We start from the raw sequence: 18,335 nt of genomic DNA on the forward strand, positions 1-18,335 counted from the left end.
GGTGAGCACATCGCTCGACCGCCGATCCGGCAACCACACACGCCGTGTCGTTGCCGGATCGGTACAGCCCGGACCCGATCGTGACGGGTCGAGGTGGCCTCAACGAACGAGGTTGCGCACCCGTTGTCCGAGCCCTGGCTTCTCGGCGCCTTCCTCGGTCTCGCGGAGTTCGGCCTTCCACTGCCGGAATCCCTCCTCGGTACGGCCGCGGCGCCAGTACCCGGAGATCGATGCGTTGGCCGCACCCACCCCGCGCTCCTTGCGGACGTAGGCGCGCAGGTTGTGCATGACGGCCTGCGCCTCACCGTGGATGAACACCTGCGGCTCTCCCTCGAGCCAGGCTGCCTCCCGGACCGCAGCGACGAGCGGTGCGTTGTCGCCGGCCTTGTCCTCGCCGACCTCGCCTGCCCCGCCACCGCGATGCAGCCAGGTGATCTCGGCGCCGGCGGGTGCGCTCAACTCGAGTTCGTCGTCGGGGCCGGCAACCTCGATGAAGACCTTTGCCACGGCATCGGGGGGCAGTGCCTCGAGGGCCGCGGCGACGGCGGGCAGACCTGCCTCGTCGCAGGCGAGCAGGTGCCACGGTGCGGCCGGATCGGGGTGATATCCGCTACCCGGGCCGAGGAAGTGCACGGTGGTACCAGGTTCGACACTCGCCGCCCAGGGCCCGGCGAGCCCCTCGTCGCCATGCACGACGAAGTCGATGAGCAGTTCTCGACGCTCGGCGTCGACCTTACGCACCGTATAGGTGCGCAGCGTCGGTTGTTGTTCGGGCGGAAGCGATCTCGATGCCCGTGGGTCGAAGTCGTCGGGGAACTCCACCCCCTCGGGCATGAAGATCAGCTTGACGTACATGTCCGTTTCGGCACGTCCGTCCCTGCCGACGGCGGGCACGAAGTCGTCGAATCCGTCGCCCCCGAGAAACAGTCGCACCATGTGCGGGGTGATCTGTTCACGCCGCAGGACCGTCATCGTGTTCACTCGCTTGGCCATGGGACCTCCTTCACCCGAACCATAGTACGCCGGGTTAGGTCAACCTAACCTGCGGGTCCGGGTGAAGGCGTCAGGCCAGGCGCCATCCGCTGCCCTCCATGGCCACCAGACCACCGAGTTCCAACACGGCAAGTGCCGCCCGGACCTCGCCGATCTCGACGCCGGCCGAGAACACCACCTCCTCGACCGTGACTGCGCCGCGACCCGGCAGCGCATCGTGGACGCGTTGTTGAATCGGCGTGAGTCCATCGGTGCTGCGGGGCGTTCCCCGGTCGGCGACTCCCCCGCCGTCGGGGGCCGCCATCGTCCGCACGGCGGCGCCATCGGCCACGAGTGCGGCGCGTCCGTCGGCAATCAGCTCGTGACAGCCGACCGACGTCGCCGAGGTGACCGGCCCCGGCACCGCACCGAGCGGTCGCCCGAGTTTCACCGCCCACGCGGCGGTGCTCACCGCACCGGAGCGGGCGCCCGCCTCGACCACCACCACGGCGTTCGACAGGGCGGCGACGAGACGGTTGCGGGTGAGGAATCGGTGGCGCGCCGCGGTGGTGTGCGGCGGGTACTCGGAGACGATGACACCGCGCTCGGCGATCTCGGCGAGCAGACGGGAGTGCGCAGCGGGATAGTCGCGGTCGATACCGCATGCCAGGACCGCCATCGTCGCTCCGCCACTGGCGAGCGCCGCGCGATGGGCGACCCCGTCGATCCCGAACGCGGCACCGGAGACGATGCCCCACCCGTGGTCGACGAGTTCCTCCGCGAGCAGGCCGGTGACGTGCTCGCCGTACGACGAGGCGGCACGCGATCCCACGAGGGCGATCGAGGCCGCCGCCAGATCGTCCAGCCGGGCCGGTCCGCGCGCCCACAGCGCCAGCGGCATCCCACCGCGCTCACCGGTGTCTGCATTCGCCAGTGCCAGCAGCGAAAACCCCGGCCATTCGTCGTCGTCGGGGGTCACCAGCCGCGCACCACATTTCTCGGCGACCGCGAGGTCCGACTCCGAGCGGTCGTCGCCGGCACGCGCCTGCGTCACCTTGAGCACGGCCTCGTGCCCGCGCGGCACCTGCCCGCGCGCGATGGCCGCCGCGGCCTCGACGACGCCGATCTCGGCGACCAGTGCTGTCAGCGGCACACACGGCGGTTCGGCGACGCGGGCCAGATAGGCCCACGCGCGTCGTTCGGATTCGGTCGTCGTCATCGATAGCTCCCCCGATCGCGGTAGAGAAGTGCTTGGGCCACTTCGGTTTCGGTGGGCACCGTGCCCCCGGCCAGGTCGGTCAGCGTCCAGGCCAGCCGCAGCGCGCGATCTGCGCCGCGCGCGGTGAGTCGCCCCTCCCGTAGGCTCAGGTCCACCGGCCGAACGACCTTGGGCGGCAGCCGGAAACGCCTGCGCAACGCCGGTCCGGGTACCTCGGCATTGGTGCGCCAACCGAATTCGCGCCATCGCTCGGCAGCCGCGCCGCGCGCCGCGGTGACCCGTGCGCGGATGTCGGCGCTCGACTCGCCGGTCTCGGTGGCCAGCGCGACGTTGCCGGGCGGATCCATCCGCACCCGGATATCGACGCGATCCATCAGCGGCCCTGACAGTTTGCCGAGATAGCGCCGCCGGACCACCGCACTGCAGATGCACTGCACATCCCGGTTCGGTGCGCACGGACACGGATTGGCGGCCAGGATCAATTGGAAACGCGCGGGATAGACGGCCACCCCGTCGCGCCGCGGCACCTTGACCACCCCCTCCTCGACCGGTTGGCGCAGGGAGTCGAGGACTTTCGGGCCCATCTCGGCGCACTCGTCGAGGAACAGCACCCCGCGGTGGGCCAACGACACCGCCCCCGGCCGTGCCATCCCGGTACCGCCACCGAGCAGCGCGGTGGTCGTCGTCGTGTGATGCGGATCGATGAACGGAGGCGCACTGACCAACGGCGACCCCGGTGAGAGCACTCCCGCGATCGAATGGATCGCCGTCACCTCCAGCGACTCCTCGTCGTCCAGTGGCGGCAGAATTCCCGGCAACCGCCGCGCCAGCATCGTCTTCCCGATCCCGGGCGGCCCCGTCATCAACACGTGATGGCTTCCGGCAGCAGCGATCTCGAGCGCATGCCGCGCCTGCGCCTGGCCCACCACGTCGACCATGTCGGCAACCGCGGCCACCGGCGGCGGCACCGCATTCTCATCGACCGTGTCAAGCACGAACGACCCCGCCAGCCACCGCACCACCTCCCCCAACGTGCGCGCCCCACCGACCTCGATCCCCGACACCAACGACGCCTCGGCCACCGTCGCCAACGGCACCACCGCCCGCGCAAACCCCGCATTCCGCGCCTCGATCACCGCAGGCAACACCCCGGCCACCGGCCGAATACCACCGTCGAGCGCCAACTCCCCCAACATCACCGTCGAGGACAACTTCACCGGCGAAACCTGGTCACGCGCAGCCAGAATCGCCACCGCGATCGCCAGATCATGCGCCGAACCACGCTTGGGCATCGTCGCCGGCGACAGATTGACCGTCACCTTCAGATCAGGAAACGTGAACCCCGAGTTGCTGATCGCCGCCCGAATCCGATCCCGGCCCTCCCGCAACGACGCATCGACGTTACCGCCGATCGCAAACGACGGAAGCCCCTGGCCCACATTGGCCTGCACCTCGACCGGCTTGGCCTCGAACGCATTCAAACCCACCGAATGCGTGCGCCCCAACGACATACGCGCCGGCACCAGATCCTCACTCGGTGATACCGACATGATGGCGCACCTCCGCCCGCTCCATCGCCGACGGATTCGACCGATCCAACTGCACCGAGATGACATCAAACCGAATGCCCGGCCACCAGATCTTCTGCTGCGCCAACCACATCCGCGTCAACTTGCGCATCCGCGCCAACTTGTCGGCCGTCACCGCCGCCACCGGGTCGGCGAAGACCCGCGACGCCCGCGTCTTGACCTCCACCACCACCAACCGACGTCCGTCAAAGGCGATCAAATCCAACTCGCCGTAACGATTACGCCAATTGCGTTCCAGGATCGACCAACCCAGCTCGGTCACGAACTCGGCCGCCCGATCCTCACCGAGCCGGGCCACCTCCGCCCGCCCCAGACGACCACCCCGGGCTCTCACAGGTTCCGCTGTCATGACGACAACGATCGCGCCTCACACCCGCACCACCGACCCCCACGACCCACAACACCCCCACCACAGTGCACACGGTCATAACTGTGGAGAAATCAGGTACGAAAAAACCCACCACGAAGCGACGTCAGGAGAAGCGTCGACTCCCAGACTGTGGTCACAGCCGGGTTCAGGGCTCGTCGGGCAGCCGCAACTCGGGCTTCTCGAGCTCCTCGATGTTGACGTCCTTGAAGGTGAGCACACGCACCTGTTTGACGAACCGGGCCGGGCGGTACATGTCCCATACCCAGGCATCGCTCATGCGGAGTTCGAAGTAGACCTCGCCCTCGGCGTTGCGGGGCACCAACTCGACGGCGTTCGCGAGATAGAAACGGCGCTCGGTCTCGACCACGTAGGTGAACTGGCCGACGATGTCCTTGTACTCGCGATACAGGGACAACTCCATCTCGGTTTCATACTTCTCGAGATCCTCAGCGCTCATCCTGTAAGCCTATCGCGGGAACCGTGGTCACCGGCGTCGGGCGCGGCCGCGCCGACACCGGGCTCCGCGGTGGCGAGCAGCCGCCGCGACGCGACGTTGCGGTAGGACATCCGGTGTTGCACAGAAGGTCCGAGTCGGTCCAGACAGGACATGTGCAACGCGGTGCTGTAGCCCTTGTGGACGGCGAACGAGTAGCCGGGCACCTCGCCGTCCATCGCGACCATGATGCGGTCACGCGTCACCTTCGCCAGGATGCTGGCCGCAGCGATACATGCGGCCGCACCGTCGCCGCCGATGACCGGCAGCGACGGTACCGTCAAACCGGGCACCGGGAAGCCGTCGGAGAGTACATATCCCGGCACGACGTCGAGCCCGGCGACCGCGCGGCGCATGCCCTCGATGTTCGCGACGTGAATGCCGATGCGGTCGATCTCCTCGGCCTCGATGACCACCACCGACCACGATTCGGCGTAGCGGGTGACCGCACGATAGAGCTTCTCGCGCGCCGCCTCGGTCAGCTTCTTGGAGTCGTCGAGCTCGGCCAGTGAGGCGAGTTGGGTGGGCCGCAACACGCATGCGGCGACGACCAGCGGACCGGCACATGCGCCGCGCCCGGCCTCGTCGACACCGGCGACCGGCCCGAGCCCGCTGCGGTGCAGGGTGAACTCGTAGGTCCGGAGAGCCGCGGCACGGCGAACCGGGAATCGTGGTGGCCACCGGCTCATCACGCCACCTCGCCGGCCGACGCCGGAGCGGGTGACACCGCGCAGACGAGTACATCGATGGTCATGGCGTGCCGCTCACTGCTGCGGGTCGACCGAGCCCACACCGCCCATCCGGGAGAACGGGTAGATGATGAACTGCGTTTTGCCGCGGATGTCGTCGACCGGAACGGTGCCGTCGCTGCTCGCGGTGATGTGGTACCGCGAGTCCGAGGATCGGGTGCGGTTGTCGCCCATGACGAACACGCTGTTCTTGGGCACGGTGATCGGACCGAAATCCTTGCCCAGGCAGCTGTTGAGCTTGCCGTCGTCACCGATCGCGCTCGGCGTGGCGGTGCCGTTGGCGAGGTTCTGCTGCTGCAGCGCCATGTTGACGTAGGGCTCCTTGAGCGCCTTGCCGTTGACCTTCACACCGACGCCCTCGTTGTTGCGGCATTCGACTGTCTGCCCCCCGACAGCAATGATGCGTTTGACGTAGTCGTTCTCGTCGGGAGGAGCGAATCCGAACCAGGACAACGCATCCTGCAGATGGTGTACCACCGGGTTCGAGGATCGCGGTGACACCCAGCCGTCCTCACCCCACGAATCGGGAACCTTGAACACGACGACGTCGCCGGGTTTGGGGTCCCCGAACGTGTAGGAGAGTTTGTCCACGAAGATCCGGTCGTTGGAGCACCCGGTGCACCCGATGAGGGTGGGCTCCATCGACTCGGAGGGAATGACGTACTGACGACCGATGAAGGTCTGCAGAATCCAGCTGATCAGCAGGACACAGGCGACGATGATGATCGTCTCCCGCAGCAGCGAACCCTTCTTCTTCTCGGGCTTGTCGCTCTTGGTCCGCCACGGCCGCGATGCTCGCGGACCGTCGTCGGCGGGATCGGTACTGCCGGAGGGATCGGTGCCGCCGGCGGCGTAGGCGCGGTCCTCCCCGGCGCCGTCGCCGTCGCGATAGGTGTCAGCCACGTCGTCAGGGTAGACGCGTCAGCGCTTTTCCTTGATCTTGGCCGCCTTGCCGCGCAGATCGCGCAGGTAGTACAGCTTCGCGCGACGCACGTCGCCGCGGGTGAGGACGTCGATCTTGGCGATGTTCGGGCTGTGCACCGGAAAGGTACGCTCCACGCCGACGCCGAAGGAGACCTTGCGGACGGTGAAGGTCTCGCGGATGCCGCCGCCCTGGCGGCGGATGACGACACCCTTGAAGACCTGGACGCGTTCCTTGCTGCCCTCGATGACCTTGACGTGGACGTCAAGGGTGTCACCGGGACCGAATTCGGGGATGTCGTCGCGCAACGACTGCTTGTCGATGGTGTCCAGGATGTTCATGTGTCGTGGTCCTTATTCTGGCGTGGCGTGAACAGAGGAACCTGGCGGCCCGCCCTGATCCCCGGGGATCACCCGAGGTCAGGAGTGTGGTTCGACCGGTTCGTGCTCCGAGTCATGGTGTGTACCGGGATGGACGTCCGCAGGGGACGCCGGCATCAGGCAACCCGACTATTGTGCCAGACGACCCCCGGCCCGACGAAATCGCCGGTCACGGTCCGGCGACACCGCGCGACGACCGTGACGCGGCGGCGACCAGCGCTGCGCCGGACGCCGCGATCGCCGCTCGCGCCTGCGCCGACGGCGGTGACGCGGAGGCGACCGCCAACGGTGTGACGCCGGAGCTCTGCATATGGTGCAGCAGCGCGATCTCCGGGGCACGGCCGTCACCGACGAGTTCCTCACCGGACCGTATCGACATGCCCCGGCGCAGGTAGGGCACCGGGTCGCTGGTCGCGATCACCACCGTCCGACTGGTCTGCGGGTGCTCCCCCACTCCGACGGCGACCTGCACCCACGATCCGACGGCACCGGGCAGTGACATGTGCAGGGCGGCTGCCCGACGGGCAAGCGCGTCGTACTCGGCGCGGGTCAGTTCAGGCGGCTCGTCGGACTCCGCGTCGGGACCGGTTCGGGGGCCGGCCGGAACACGCCGCGCCGCCGCACCCACACCTGCGCCGGCCGCGGCCGCGCCGAGACCGGCGAAGCCACCCATCGGCATCATCCCACTCGTGGCGCCCGCGGAGCTTCCGGTCCGATCATCGGTGTGCTCACCGCCACCCGCACCTAACGGGTCGGCCTGCACAAGCGCGCCGGACTGTTCGGTGTACTCGTCGCCGGCGGCCGTCAGTGCCATCCGGCCCGCACTCGCGGCCCGCACGGCAGACGTGTCGTCGCCGAGTGCCGCGGCAAGCGCACCGAGCATCTGGTCACGGTCGGTGATCGCCGTGACCAACTCGACTCGCAGACGCGCCGCGGTGGTCAGATCGGCGAACGCCTCGACGGTGTCCGCGGCGGCGGCCACCGCTCGTGCAGTCGCGGGCAACGCGGCGTCCTCGCCGCCGACGAGGTGCTCGCGTCCGGCGAGGATCGCCCGGGTGAAACGGCCGTCCCCACCCTCGACGTCGCGATATGCGGAGGCGAGGTCGGCCGCGATGTGTTCGAGTCGCTCGCGCAGGGCGGCCAGTGCGGTCGCGACCTGACGGAGGGTCGCGTCGTCGGTGGTGGGCCAGCATCCCGGGACGAGGCTCTCGGCCAGCGCACGGGTGTCGCCGCTCCACGGCTGCCCGCTCATCGTGCCGTCATCGCAGTCGCCCACGATGGTCGAAACCGCCTGCCGCACGACCATCGGTGTCGACGATATCGCGGGTCCCGGCGTCGATCGACGCCGCGTGGGTGGTGACGTCGCGGACGGCGCTCGCCATCGCACCGGCGAGAGAGCTCACGACGCCGGCGAATCCGGTGCGGAACCGCAGCGCTCCGGGATCGTCTCCGAGTGCCGAATCGAGCTGTGCCAGAACCACTTCGAGATCGGCTCCGAGGTCGTCGAGGCGGCGGGCCGCGGTGGTGAGCGCGGCATGCAGTGTGCCGGTGGCGTCGGTGTCGACGTCGACCCTTTGCGGATCGGCGGTCATCGGGCGGACGGCTCGATGTCGGTGAGCGCCGGCGCGACCGTGCTCGCGGCGGTGAGCAGTTGCGCACGTTGGGTGCGCAACATGCCGTCGGCATCGGCGACGAGTCCGACGATCAGTTGCGCGAGTTGCTCTCCCCGATAGCGCCGCATGGCCGACGCGGTGATGTCGAGGCCGACCAGCACGCCACGCGCATCGACGGTCACCGACACCGCGCGATCCGGGCTGGTCGCCGTGGCGGTGAGACCGGCGACGGCGTCGGCCACCCGCCGCACCTCGCCACGCTGCCGCTCGACCTCGTCGAGCATGTCCGCCCAGCGCGCACCGCTCACTCGACTGTTGCCGGAGTCCCCCACCGTCGCCTCCCCACTCACACGGATCGGTCGATCATATCCCCCGAATCCGACATCGGTTGGGTGGGAATCCACAGGATTGGACCGGTCAGTGAGCGGGGTGATCGACGCCCGGTAACAGGTCGGGGCGACGCTCACGGGTGCGTTGCATCGACTGCTCGTGACGCCACGCGGCGATCTTGGCGTGATCGCCGGAGAGCAGGATCGGCGGCACCGGGAGATCCCGCCAGATCTCGGGCCGCGTGAAGCTGGGGCCCTCGAGCAGGCCGTCGGAGAACGAATCCTCCTGGTGGGAGCGGGGATTGCCGAGGACACCGGGTATCAGCCGGACGGTGGCCTCGATCATCGCCATCGCGGCGACCTCGCCACCGATCAGCACGAAATCGCCGAGTGAGACCTCCTCGACGCGCACCCGTCGTGCGGCATCGTCGAAGACCCGCTGGTCGATGCCCTCGTAACGTCCGCATGCGAACACCAGATGTGGGTGCTCGCTCCAGCGATGCGCCGTGGCCTGATCGAACGGCACACCGGCTGGGGTGGGGACGACGAGCAGCGCGTCGTCGGGGCACACCTCGTCCAGACACGGACCCCACACCTCGGGTTTCATCACCATGCCGGGGCCCCCGCCATAGGGCGAGTCGTCGACACTGCGGTGGACGTCGTGGGTCCACGCACGCAGGTCGTGCACCCCGAGCTCGACGACTCCACGCTCGATTGCCTTGCCCAACAACGCAACCCGAAGCGGCTCGAGGTACTCGGGAAAGATGCTGACGACGTCGATGCGCACGTGGGGCGATTCCCCGGTCACTGCGCCGAACCGTTGGCGTCGTCGTCACCACCGGCGTCGGCGGCCGCGTCGTCGATGAGGCCGGGCGGCGGATCGATCTCGATGCCGTCGAGGGTCACCGTCGGCACGATCTCCCGGACGAACGGTACGAGAACCTCCCGATCGGCGTCGGTGCGCACGACCAGGATGTCGTTGGCAGGCAGGTGCAGGACGGAATCGACGACGCCCACGGCCACACCGTCGATCGTCGAGACCGCAACGCCCTCGAGTTCGTGGTCGTAGAAGGCGTCGGGGTCGTCACCCGAATCGACCTCCGAGCTGTCGATGAGGAACAGCGTGCCGCGCAGGGCGTCGGCGGCCGACCGATCGGTCACCTCGCCCAGCGACAGCAACAGCCGCCCGGAATGTTCCCGGGCGGCTGTCACCGTGAAAGTGCGCTCGCCCGCGCCTCGCGGCAGTCGGCCGAGCAGGGTCGTCCCACGCGCGAACCGCTCCTGCGGTTCATCGGTACGGACGTCGACGACGAGTTCGCCGCGAATACCGTGCGACTTGGCCACACGGCCCACCACGAGCTCCATCGGACTCCGGGAGATCAGCGATCGGTGTCGACGATGTCGACACGCATCCCACGACCACCGATACCCGAGACGAGAGTGCGCAGCGCGGTCGCGGTGCGGCCGTTGCGGCCGATGACCTTGCCGAGATCCTCGGGGTTCACGTGAACCTCGACCAGACGGCCACGTCGGCCGGTGATCAGCTCGACGCGGACGTCATCGGGGTTGGTGACGATGCCGCGGACCAGATGCTCCACCGCATCGGCGACGACAGCGCTCACGCCTGAGCCTTGTCCTCGGCGCCGGATGCGTCGTCAGCGGTCTCGGCCGGTGCGTCGTCCTTCTTGGCGGCCTTCTTCTTCGGGGTGGTCGCCTCGGCGACGGGCTCGCTGTCGGCGGCGGCGAGCGCAGCGTTGAACAGGTCGAGCTTGGAGGTCTTGGACTCGGCGACCTTGAGAGTGCCCTCGGCGCCCGGGAGGCCCTTGAACTTCTGCCAGTCACCGGTGACCTTGAGGATGGCGGTCACGGGCTCGGTCGGTTGCGCGCCGACGCCGAGCCAGTACTGGGCGCGCTCGGAGTCGACCTCGATGAGGCTCGGCTCTTCCTTCGGGTGGTACTTGCCGATCGTCTCGATCGCGCGGCCGTTACGGCGGGTGCGCGCGTCGGCGACGACGATGCGGTACTGGGGGTTGCGGATCTTGCCGAGCCGCGTGAGTTTGATCTTGACAGCCATGTCTTCATCTTTCGTGTGGTCACTGCGCAATTCAGCGACCCCACCGGTTGTGGGGCCCGGTTTTGCGATCTGTCTCGGTGTGACCGTCGGGCGGTGCGTGACCGGGTCCGACGAACCAGCAGATCATTGTGCCAGACCGGGTGAGCGAGGGAGAAATCGAGAGAGCCATACCCGGCCGGGCGACCCCTGCCGGGAGTGCGGACATGCGGTTATCCACCCCGCGAAAGATAACCGCATGTCCGGCCTCATGTCGGTCCGTCTCGCGCGTTCACGTCGATCGGACTCGCCCCGTGGCCGGGCCGCCCAGACGGCCCGGATGCAGTTGCGGACTGATCACGCCTGCAATGCATCTGTGACCCTACCGAACAGTAATAAAACGCACCAATGGTCGACGGGTGATTTGGATCACAAATGTCCCCTGCGCAGGGACCCATGTGTCAGATGTGATCAGACGTGGATACCGGAGCAGACGACCGCTCGCGGATGCCGGAGCACACCGAGATCGGAGACCGGATTCTCGTCGAAGACCAAGAAGTCGGCGCGATCACCGTCGGCGAGGAGATCGGCCCCCAGCCACCGACGCGGTTCGGCACTCGCCGCCGCGATCGCGCCGCGCGCACCGAGACCGATGCCGGCGAGACGTTCGACCTCGTCGACGATCCGCCCGTGCTCGACGAAACCACCGGCATCCGTGCCGGCGAAGATTCTCACACCCGCCTCGCGCGCGGCGGCGAAGGTGTCCGCGGCGCGCGCGTGCAGGGCGCGCATGTTGGCCGCATATGTCGGGAACCGGTCGGCTCCGTCGGCGATACCCGGGAAATTGTCAACCTGAATCATGGTGGGCACCAGGGCAATAGAGCGCTCGACCATGGCATCGATGTGGTCGGCGGTCGCCCCGGTTCCGTGTTCGATGCAGTCGACTCCCGCGGCGATGAGGTCACCGAGCGCATCGGTACCGAAGACATGCGCGGTGATGCGTGCCCCGGCATCGTGGGCAGCACGAACCGCGGCGTCGAGTTGTGCACGGTCCCACAGCGGCGCGAGATCACCGACCTCACGGTCGATCCAGTCGCCGACGATCTTGACCCAGCCGTCCCCCGCGGCCGCCTGCCGCGTCACCTCGCCGGCGAGATCGTCCGGATCGTCGAGATCGACGCCGTAGTCACGCAGGTACCGTTTGGGCCGCGCAATGTGCTTGCCCGAGCGAATGAATCGCGGCGCCAATGGGTCGTCGTCGAGCGGATGGGTGTCCAGGGGCGAGCCGACCTCACGGATCAACAGGGTGCCCGCGGCCACGTCCTGACGCGCGAACGCACGTGCCTGATCGATCGTCACCCCGAGCCCGGGGGCGATGCCGACATGATTGTGGGCATCGACGAGTCCGGGCAGGATCCACACGTCGTCGGCTGCGGTCTGCGCATCGGGAATGGGTTCGGTCCGGATGCGCCCGCCGCGCACCCAGAACTCGATCGGCTCGTCGGTGAGCGGGTCACGACCCCGGTAATGCCGCGGCTCGCCGTGGTCGATCGGTGAATACCGGATCGAGTCCCGTTCTGCTGCAACGTCTCCGGGCATCGACCCGTTACTTCTTCTTCGGCTGCTGGAACTGGGAGATGTCGATGCCCTCGAGTCCGGGTGGGAGCTGGTCGAGTCCGGCGGGCATGTTCGACAGATCCGGGAAACCACCCGGCATCCCGGGGAATCCGCCGCGCACCTTCGGTGGCGTGGGTCCGCGGCCCTTGCTCTTGCCCTTCTTCCCCTTGCCCTTCTTGCGATTGGTCTTGCGGCCCGGGCCCATCATCCGTCCGGACATCTGCGCCATCATCTTGCGGGCCTCGAAGAAGCGGTCGACGAGCTGATTGACCTCGCTGACGGTGACACCCGAGCCGTTGGCGATACGCAGACGCCGAGAGGCGTTGATGATCTTGGGGTTGTCCCGCTCGGCCGGCGTCATGCCGCGGATGATCGCCTGCACGCGGTCGAGCTGCTTGTCGTCGACCTGCGACAAGGCGTCCTTCATCTGCCCGGCTCCGGGCAGCATGCCGAGGATGTTGCCGATCGGGCCCATCTTGCGGATCATCTGCATCTGCTCGAGGAAGTCCTCGAGGGTCAGTTCACCCTGGGTGATCTTGGCGGCGGCCTCTTCGGCCTGCTGGGCGTCCCAGTGTTCCTCGGCCTGTTCGATGAGCGAGAGCACATCGCCCATGCCGAGGATGCGGCTGGCCATCCGGTCGGGATGGAAGACGTCGAAGTCCTCGAGCTTCTCACCCGAGGAGGCGAACATGATCGGCTGCCCGGTCACCTCACGCACCGACAGGGCTGCACCACCGCGGGCATCACCGTCGAGTTTGGTCAGCACCACACCGGTGAAGCCGACGCCCTCGGCGAACGCCTCGGCGGTGGTGACCGCGTCCTGACCGATCATCGCGTCCACGACGAACAGCACCTCGTCGGGACGGGTCGCGTCACGGATGTCGGAGGCCTGCTTCATCAGCTCGGCGTCGATTCCGAGACGACCCGCGGTGTCGATGATGACGACGTCGTGGTGCTTGGCGCGGGCCTCGGCGACACCACCGGTCGCCACCGACACCGGGTCTCCGGCGGTCACGCCGAGCGGGTTGATCCCGACGGGGGCTGCCTCACCGCTGATGCTGGTACCCGGGTGCGGCGCGAACACCGGGACGCCTGCGCGTTCACCGACGATCTTGAGCTGTGAGACCGCGCCGGGACGCTGGAGATCGCAGGCGACCAGCAGCGGGGTGTGGCCCTGCTTCTTGAGCCAGGCGGCGAGCTTGCCCGCGAGCGTCGTCTTACCGGCACCCTGGAGGCCGGCGAGCATGATCACCGTCGGCGGGGTCTTGGCGAACCGGACGCGCCGCGTCTCGCCGCCGAGGATGCCGACGAGTTCCTCGTTGACGATCTTGACGACCTGCTGAGCCGGGTTCAGCGCCGCGGAGACCTCGGCACCCTTGGCGCGTTCCTTGATGCGCGCGATGAACGCACGCACCACCGGCAGCGACACGTCGGCTTCGAGCAGCGCGAGGCGGATCTCACGGCAGGTGCGGTCGATGTCGGCGTCGGAGAGGCGGCCCTTGCCGCGCAAATCCTTCAGCGCACCGGTCAACCGATCGGAGAGGGAGTCGAACATTCCACCATCTTTCCATGACCGGCTCGTGCTGCGCCCGACGCGGGTGCGCGTCGGGCGCATCACGGCGACACGGCAGGCGCCGCCGACCGCTCGATCCCGCGAGGCGTCAGCTGATGGGTACTCCCGATCGGCCGCTGCCGCCGAAACTCGCCGGCCCCGGATGGTCGTCGGTTTCGGTGCGTGGCCGCGGTGGCGGACAGACCGCGAGCACCGCGTCGGCCAGCTCCGTCCGACGCTCGGGGGTGTCCTCCCCCAGCACGAGACAGAACGTGTCGACGACCGTGTTGCCCAGGGTGGCGACCTTGGCCCAACGCACCACGACGCCGGCGTGCTCGATCACGTCGCTGACCCGGCTCAACAGACCGAGCCGGTCGTCGGTGCGCAACTCCATGAGCACCCCTCCGTCGAGATCGGAGGACGTCCACAACACACGCGACGGGGCTACCGCGAACAATGCGGGCACCGCGTTGGCGGCCACCGTGGCGGGATCGTCGGGTGCGCCTTGCGCGACGGCCACCGCCCCGGGGGTCGCGACGATCGTGCCGATCGTCGGGGTCGGCGACTCGCGTTCACGTTTGTCGAGCCGCTCGAGCACGTCGAACTTGCCGTCGACGGTCGCCATGAGCTGCTGTCGCAGCAGCCCGGCCTCGGGCGGTGTCCCGAACACGGGCACCACCACGAAGCTGTTGATCGCGCGATTCTCGTGGCTCTGGACCGTCGCCGACAGCGAGCGCAATCCGTTGAGCGCCAACACACCGGCCATCTTCGACAGCATGCCCGGATGGTCCGGGGCGACCATCAGTACGGAGTAGGTGTGCAAGCCGTCCGTCGGTGTGATGCGGACCGCGAAGTCGTCGCTGCGCGCGAGCGCGATCATCTCGTCGGTCAGCGGTTCGGGGGTCGGCAGTTCCTCACCGTCGAGCAGGCGGGTCGCGCGCCGCACCAGATCGTTGATGAGTGAGGCCTTCCAGTCACCCCACACGCCCGGGCCCGTCGCCAGCGAATCCGCCTCCGCGAGTGCCGCGAGCAGTTCGAGCAGTAATCGGTTGTGTCCGAGCTTGTCGACGACCTCCTCGGCGGTGGCCGGGTCGTCGAGGTCACGGCGGGTGGCCACCGTGGGCAACAACAGGTGGTGTCGGACCATCTGCGACAGGATCGTCACGTCCTGCGGCCACAACCCGATTCGGTTGCCGACCTGGATGGCGAGTTCTGCACCGACGATGGAATGGTCTGCGCCGCGACCCTTTCCGAGATCGTGGATCAGAGCGCCGAGCAACAACAGATCCGGTCGGGTGACCCGGGTCGTCATCGCGCCGGCGTTGACGGCGGTCTCGACCAGATGCCGGTCGACGGTCCACGTGTGCACCGCATCGCGAGGAGGCAGGTCGCGCACCGCACCCCACTCGGGCAGGAGCCGACCCCACAGGCCGGTCCGATCGAGAGCCTCGATCGGGGCGACCATGTGCGGCCCCGAACCGAGCAGCACCAGCAGATCACCGAGCGCCTCGCTCGGCCACGGCTCGCGCAGCTCCGGGGCGTAGTCGGCCAACCGCGACAGGGTCGACGCGCTGATCGGCAGGCCGGTCCGCGCCGACGACGCCGCCACCCGCAGAATCAGTCCCGGGTCCTTGCTGGGAATGGCGTTGCGCGCCAACACGATTTCACCGTTGTGCTCGACGACGCCCTCGTCGAGCGGTCGCCGGATCGGTGAGCGGCGCAGTTTGGCCAACCCGCGTCGTGGCAGCGCATTACCCGCGGTCCGCAAACCGACATCGGTGGAGTACCCGATGGTGCGCGCGGCGTCGCTGATGACCCGTGCGAGGTCGAAACGATCCCCGAGGCGCAGTGCCGCGCCGATCTCGTCGGCATCCTGGGCGCGCACCTGTTCGCGTGGGCGCCCGGCGATCCGATGCAATTCGGTACGGATGTCCAGGAGTCGGTGATAGGCGACCTGCGGTCCGGCGCCGGGAGAATCGGGCCGCAAATTGGCCATGCCGTCGGTCAGTTGGGCGATCGACAACGCACCGAGCAACTGCACGTCTCGGAGTCCGCCGCGACCGTTCTTGAGGTCCGGTTCGGCGCGGTGTGCGATGTCGCCGCTGCGTCGCCACCGATCCCGGGCATGTTCGACCACCGCCGGGAACCGGGTGCGGATCTCCGAACGCCATTGCTGGCGCACCCCACCGATCAGCAGCGACGACAGGTCCTCGTCGCCGGCGATGTGCCGGGCCTCGAGCAGACCGAGTGCGGCGGTGACGTCCTCGGAGGCCACCTGCAGCGCCTGCGGAACCGTGCGCACGCTGTGATCGAGCGCGATGTTGGCGTCCCACAACGGATACCAGAGGCCGTCGGCGACCTCGGAGACCCGCTCGGGTGACTGGTCCTCGTAGAGCAGGATCAGGTCGAGATCCGAATGCGGCAGCAGTTCACCGCGTCCGAGCCCGCCGACGGCGACGATCGCCAGTCCACTACCGGGTTTGATCCCGAGTTCGGCACCCTTGCTGGTCAACCAGAACTCGTGCAGGTCGACGAGTACCTGGCGCAGGCCGGGGGCGTCGAGTCGATTGGGTCCGGACGCCTCGGTCAGCTGGCGTCGGGTTGCCGCGAGATCCGTTGCGGCAACCGGTGTCTGGGAAGGACGCGGCCCCGCGCCCGAATCATCATCGGACGCGGGGCCGTGACCAGTGCTCACGAAGGGCATCGGGCCCTCTCGCTACAGTGCGTCGGCGCCGCGCTCGCCGGTACGGACGCGCACGACCGACTCCACCGGCGAGACCCAGACCTTCCCATCGCCGATCTTGCCGGTGCGCGCGGCCTCGACGATGACATCGACGACCTTGTCCACGGCGGCATCGTCCACGACGACCTCGACCCGCACCTTCGGGACGAAATCAACCGAGTACTCGGCGCCGCGATAGACCTCCGTGTGGCCCTTCTGACGGCCGTAGCCCTGGACCTCACTGACGGTCATGCCCAGGATTCCGGCCTGCTCGAGACCTGCCTTGACGTCTTCGAGCGTGAACGGCTTCACGATTGCGGTGATCAGCTTCATGAGTTAACCCTCTCCAAAGGATTCGGCTGGGATTCAGCGTAGTGGTCGGCGGGTGAGGAATCACGCCAACTCATACGCCGTCTCCGCGTGTTCGGCCTCGTCGATACCGCTCTTCTCCTCGTCATCGGCGATACGCCAGCCGAGCGGCTTGAGGATGAAGGCGATGATGGTGGTCAGAACGCCTGTGAACGCGAGCGCGAACAGCGCGATCACAACCTGAACGACCAGCTGCTTGTAGTCGCCGCCCCAGAACAGGCCGGTGTCCTTGGCAAGGAATCCGATACCGATCGTGCCCCAGAGCCCGGCAACGAGGTGCACGCCGACGACATCGAGTGAGTCGTCGTAGCCGAACTTGTTCTTCAAGCCGATCGCCACCGCCGCCAGCGCACCGGCGATCACGCCGAGGATCAACGATCCCACCGGGGTGAGGTTGCCGCACGCGGGGGTGATCGCCACCAGTCCCGCGACGATGCCCGAGGCGGCACCAACGCTGGTCGCGTGCTTGTCTCGAACCCATTCCACGCCCAGCCAGCCGATCATCGCCGCTGCGGTCGCGGCGGTCGTATTGACCCACACGAGTCCGGCGGACACGTTGGCGGCCAACGCCGAACCCGAGTTGAAGCCGAACCATCCGAACCACAGAAGAGCTGCACCGAGCATGACGAACGGAATGTTGTGCGGCCGGTAGGCAGTCTTGCCGAAGCCCACACGGGCGCCGACGATGAGCGCGAGAACCAAGCCCGCCATACCGGCGTTGATATGGACCACGGTGCCGCCGGCGAAGTCGATCGGTGCGACATTGGCCTTGCCGTCGGTCGATCCGAACATCCACGAGGCGAAGCCCTTTTCGGCCGCGGACATGATTCCACCGCCCCAGACCATGTGCGACAGCGGGAAGTAGACGATGGTCGACCACAGCACCGAGAACACCAGCCATGTCGAGAACTTCACACGCTCGGCCACAGCACCCGAGATGAGGGCGACGGTGATGACCGCGAAGGTCAGCTGGAAGCCGAGGAACACATACGACGGGATCGTCAAGCCGCCGGTCACGACGAGATCGGTTGCCGCACCGTCCTTCATTGGCCCGGGGATCGTGTCGGACAACTGTCCCGAACCGAACAGAGCGAAGGGGTTGGAGAAGATACCCCCGATGTCACTGTCGCCGGTGATGCCGTTGCCGAAGGCCTCCGAGAAGCCCCACAGCACATACACGACGCTCACCGTCGCGACCGAGCCGAAGGACATCATCATCATGTTCAGCACGGCCTTGCCGCGGGACAGGCCCCCGTAGAAGAACGCCAACGCAGGCGTCATCAGAAGCACCATCGACGCGCTGGCGAGCATCCAAGCGGTGTCACCCGCGTCCGGAGTTCCAAAGGCTGTGTCTGGCAGAGCCAATATCACTTGCTTACCTCCCTATAC

20 protein-coding genes are annotated in these 18,335 nt (G+C 67.8%); all 20 read right to left on the reverse strand.

All coding sequences use genetic code 11. From position 1 onward, the window contains the following. Positions 1 to 99: 99 nt before the first annotated feature. On the reverse strand, positions 100 to 993 hold the full coding sequence (locus P3L18_RS10515) for a siderophore-interacting protein (protein WP_006371315.1): 894 nt from the start codon (positions 991 to 993) through the stop codon (positions 100 to 102). Between the two features lie 70 nt (positions 994 to 1,063). Further along, entirely contained in the window at positions 1,064 to 2,191 is a 1,128-nt protein-coding gene (gene dprA / locus P3L18_RS10520) for a DNA-processing protein DprA (protein ID WP_276114043.1), read from the reverse strand. Then, the gene (locus P3L18_RS10525) at positions 2,188 to 3,702 is read right to left on the reverse strand and encodes a YifB family Mg chelatase-like AAA ATPase (RefSeq protein ID WP_276114084.1); all 1,515 of its coding nucleotides are present in this window, start codon (positions 3,700 to 3,702) and stop codon (positions 2,188 to 2,190) included. Before P3L18_RS10525 ends, dprA begins: the two co-directional genes overlap by 4 nt. Before the next feature lie 19 nt (positions 3,703 to 3,721). Next, the gene (locus P3L18_RS10530) at positions 3,722 to 4,129 is read right to left on the reverse strand and encodes a YraN family protein (protein WP_026920180.1); all 408 of its coding nucleotides are present in this window, start codon (positions 4,127 to 4,129) and stop codon (positions 3,722 to 3,724) included. Positions 4,130 to 4,295: 166 nt separating this feature from the next. Then, complete coding sequence (locus P3L18_RS10535; protein ID WP_006371311.1) at positions 4,296 to 4,607, reverse strand: DUF2469 domain-containing protein; 312 nt, start codon at positions 4,605 to 4,607, stop codon at positions 4,296 to 4,298. After that, positions 4,604 to 5,332 (reverse strand): ribonuclease HII, encoded by a 729-nt coding sequence (locus tag P3L18_RS10540; RefSeq protein ID WP_276114044.1) that lies wholly within the window; start codon positions 5,330 to 5,332, stop codon positions 4,604 to 4,606. The genes P3L18_RS10535 and P3L18_RS10540 overlap by 4 nt, the downstream gene beginning before the upstream one ends. 75 nt (positions 5,333 to 5,407) lie before the next feature. After that, on the reverse strand, positions 5,408 to 6,295 hold the full coding sequence (gene lepB, locus P3L18_RS10545) for a signal peptidase I (protein WP_276114045.1): 888 nt from the start codon (positions 6,293 to 6,295) through the stop codon (positions 5,408 to 5,410). Positions 6,296 to 6,313: 18 nt separating this feature from the next. Further along, complete coding sequence (rplS, locus tag P3L18_RS10550) at positions 6,314 to 6,655, reverse strand: 50S ribosomal protein L19 (protein ID WP_006371308.1); 342 nt, start codon at positions 6,653 to 6,655, stop codon at positions 6,314 to 6,316. Positions 6,656 to 6,863: 208 nt separating this feature from the next. Next, positions 6,864 to 7,946 carry a hypothetical protein gene (locus tag P3L18_RS10555; RefSeq protein WP_276114046.1) on the reverse strand — a complete coding sequence of 361 codons (1,083 nt, stop codon included), beginning with the start codon at positions 7,944 to 7,946 and terminating at the stop codon, positions 6,864 to 6,866. Between the two features lie 7 nt (positions 7,947 to 7,953). Continuing rightward, entirely contained in the window at positions 7,954 to 8,286 is a 333-nt protein-coding gene (locus P3L18_RS10560; protein WP_276114047.1) for a hypothetical protein, read from the reverse strand. Further along, the gene (locus tag P3L18_RS10565; protein ID WP_276114048.1) at positions 8,283 to 8,639 is read right to left on the reverse strand and encodes a YbaB/EbfC family nucleoid-associated protein; all 357 of its coding nucleotides are present in this window, start codon (positions 8,637 to 8,639) and stop codon (positions 8,283 to 8,285) included. The genes P3L18_RS10560 and P3L18_RS10565 overlap by 4 nt, the downstream gene beginning before the upstream one ends. 85 nt (positions 8,640 to 8,724) lie before the next feature. Next, a complete protein-coding gene (gene trmD / locus P3L18_RS10570; protein WP_276114085.1) occupies positions 8,725 to 9,423 on the reverse strand; it encodes a tRNA (guanosine(37)-N1)-methyltransferase TrmD in 699 nt (232 codons plus the stop codon). A gap of 17 nt (positions 9,424 to 9,440) precedes the next feature. After that, entirely contained in the window at positions 9,441 to 10,001 is a 561-nt protein-coding gene (rimM, locus tag P3L18_RS10575) for a ribosome maturation factor RimM (RefSeq protein WP_006371303.1), read from the reverse strand. A 14-nt stretch (positions 10,002 to 10,015) separates the two neighbouring features. Beyond that, entirely contained in the window at positions 10,016 to 10,258 is a 243-nt protein-coding gene (locus P3L18_RS10580) for an RNA-binding protein (RefSeq protein ID WP_006371302.1), read from the reverse strand. Further along, entirely contained in the window at positions 10,255 to 10,710 is a 456-nt protein-coding gene (rpsP, locus tag P3L18_RS10585; protein WP_006371301.1) for a 30S ribosomal protein S16, read from the reverse strand. Before rpsP ends, P3L18_RS10580 begins: the two co-directional genes overlap by 4 nt. Positions 10,711 to 11,157: 447 nt before the next feature. Further along, positions 11,158 to 12,285, reverse strand: a complete 1,128-nt coding sequence (locus P3L18_RS10590) for an amidohydrolase family protein (RefSeq protein ID WP_006371300.1) — start codon at positions 12,283 to 12,285, stop codon at positions 11,158 to 11,160. A gap of 7 nt (positions 12,286 to 12,292) precedes the next feature. After that, entirely contained in the window at positions 12,293 to 13,858 is a 1,566-nt protein-coding gene (ffh, locus tag P3L18_RS10595; RefSeq protein WP_276114049.1) for a signal recognition particle protein, read from the reverse strand. Between the two features lie 106 nt (positions 13,859 to 13,964). Beyond that, a complete protein-coding gene (locus P3L18_RS10600) occupies positions 13,965 to 16,559 on the reverse strand; it encodes a [protein-PII] uridylyltransferase (RefSeq protein ID WP_276114050.1) in 2,595 nt (864 codons plus the stop codon). Positions 16,560 to 16,571: 12 nt separating this feature from the next. Beyond that, on the reverse strand, positions 16,572 to 16,910 hold the full coding sequence (locus P3L18_RS10605) for a P-II family nitrogen regulator (RefSeq protein WP_005176661.1): 339 nt from the start codon (positions 16,908 to 16,910) through the stop codon (positions 16,572 to 16,574). Positions 16,911 to 16,970: 60 nt separating this feature from the next. Beyond that, positions 16,971 to 18,317, reverse strand: coding sequence for an ammonium transporter (locus tag P3L18_RS10610; RefSeq protein WP_208790882.1), 1,347 nt, complete (start codon positions 18,315 to 18,317; stop codon positions 16,971 to 16,973). Positions 18,318 to 18,335: the final 18 nt, after the last annotated feature.

The organism is Gordonia sp. N1V (assembly GCF_029269935.1).
Classification (GTDB): Bacteria; Actinomycetota; Actinomycetes; order Mycobacteriales; family Mycobacteriaceae; genus Gordonia; species Gordonia polyisoprenivorans.

Coding starts and splice junctions, on each gene's coding strand:
- rpsP (WP_006371301.1), bottom strand. CDS start 10,710: ATGGCTGTCAAGATCAAACTCACGCGGCTCGGCAAGATCCGCAACCCC.
- P3L18_RS10605 (WP_005176661.1), bottom strand. CDS start 16,910: ATGAAGCTGATCACCGCAATCGTGAAGCCGTTCACGCTCGAAGACGTC.
- P3L18_RS10560 (WP_276114047.1), bottom strand. CDS start 8,286: ATGACCGCCGATCCGCAAAGGGTCGACGTCGACACCGACGCCACCGGC.
- dprA (WP_276114043.1), bottom strand. CDS start 2,191: ATGACGACGACCGAATCCGAACGACGCGCGTGGGCCTATCTGGCCCGC.
- ffh (WP_276114049.1), bottom strand. CDS start 13,858: ATGTTCGACTCCCTCTCCGATCGGTTGACCGGTGCGCTGAAGGATTTG.
- rplS (WP_006371308.1), bottom strand. CDS start 6,655: ATGAACATCCTGGACACCATCGACAAGCAGTCGTTGCGCGACGACATC.
- P3L18_RS10515 (WP_006371315.1), bottom strand. CDS start 993: ATGGCCAAGCGAGTGAACACGATGACGGTCCTGCGGCGTGAACAGATC.
- P3L18_RS10530 (WP_026920180.1), bottom strand. CDS start 4,129: ATGACAGCGGAACCTGTGAGAGCCCGGGGTGGTCGTCTGGGGCGGGCG.
- P3L18_RS10540 (WP_276114044.1), bottom strand. CDS start 5,332: ATGAGCCGGTGGCCACCACGATTCCCGGTTCGCCGTGCCGCGGCTCTC.
- P3L18_RS10535 (WP_006371311.1), bottom strand. CDS start 4,607: ATGAGCGCTGAGGATCTCGAGAAGTATGAAACCGAGATGGAGTTGTCC.
- P3L18_RS10555 (WP_276114046.1), bottom strand. CDS start 7,946: ATGAGCGGGCAGCCGTGGAGCGGCGACACCCGTGCGCTGGCCGAGAGC.
- P3L18_RS10590 (WP_006371300.1), bottom strand. CDS start 12,285: ATGCCCGGAGACGTTGCAGCAGAACGGGACTCGATCCGGTATTCACCG.
- P3L18_RS10525 (WP_276114084.1), bottom strand. CDS start 3,702: ATGTCGTTGGGGCGCACGCATTCGGTGGGTTTGAATGCGTTCGAGGCC.
- rimM (WP_006371303.1), bottom strand. CDS start 10,001: ATGGAGCTCGTGGTGGGCCGTGTGGCCAAGTCGCACGGTATTCGCGGC.
- P3L18_RS10600 (WP_276114050.1), bottom strand. CDS start 16,559: ATGCCCTTCGTGAGCACTGGTCACGGCCCCGCGTCCGATGATGATTCG.